Origin of the sequence: Pseudomonas sp. PSPC2-3, assembly GCF_049898265.1 — a bacterium.
Lineage (GTDB): Bacteria > Pseudomonadota > Gammaproteobacteria > Pseudomonadales > Pseudomonadaceae > Aquipseudomonas > Aquipseudomonas veronii.
On the sequence record NZ_JAFCXJ010000026.1, the window covers coordinates 1 to 896 of the forward strand.

1 pseudogene is annotated in these 896 nt (G+C 59.8%); it reads left to right on the top strand.

The features are described 5' to 3' along the window. Positions 1 to 896, top strand: a pseudogene (locus tag ACP7E3_RS31840) (RHS repeat-associated core domain-containing protein); the annotation flags it as partial.

The following is an 896-nucleotide window of genomic DNA, read 5'->3' on the forward strand; positions in this document are numbered from 1 at the left end:
GACAACCGCATCCTCCTCGACTATGACGCCCAAGGTCGGCTGAGCCGGTTACGCGATTCCCTCAATGATGTGCGAATCGAACTCGGCTACAAACTCGGCCGGCTCGAGCAGATTGAACGGCTGTTCGCCGACCACAGCCGCGAAACCCTAGTCAGCTATGCCTATGACGCTCATGGCGACCTGGCCGAAGTTCGCGATACTGCCGGGCATCTACAGCGCCGCTTTGCCTACGACAGCGGCCAGCGCATGGTCGAGCACCAACGACCTACCGGGCTGCGTTGCTATTACCAATGGGCCTGTGTGGACGACTACGAATGGCGCGTAGTCCGACACTGGACCGACGAGGGCGACGACTACCAGTTCGACTATGACCTACAAGCTGGGATCACGCGGATTACCGATGGCTTGCAACGGGTCAGCACCCGCCAATGGAATCCGCAGTACCAGATCACCGAATACACCGACAACCTCGGCCAAACCTGGCAATTCGAATGGAATGACGAGCGCCAGTTGCTCGGTGCCACCGATCCTCAGGGCGGTCAGTGGAAGTTCGGTTACGACGAGTCCGGCAACCTGTGCGAGACGCAAGATCCGTTGGGGCGGATCGAATCCACCGTGTGGCTGGAGCATTGGTCGCTGCCGTTGGTGGAAACCGATGCCGCCGGACAGGCCTGGCAATACCGGTACGACCCGCGCGGCAACTGCGTCAGCGAAATCGATCCACTTGGTCAGACAACGCGCTATCGATACGACCGCTTCGGCCAAGCAGTGGAAATCATCGACGCCACCGGCAAAAGTAAAAAGCTGCGCTGGAACCCGTTCGGGCAACTGGTCGAGCATGTCGATTGCTCAGGCTACCCCACGCGCTTTCGCTACGACGAGCGCGGCTATTTGCA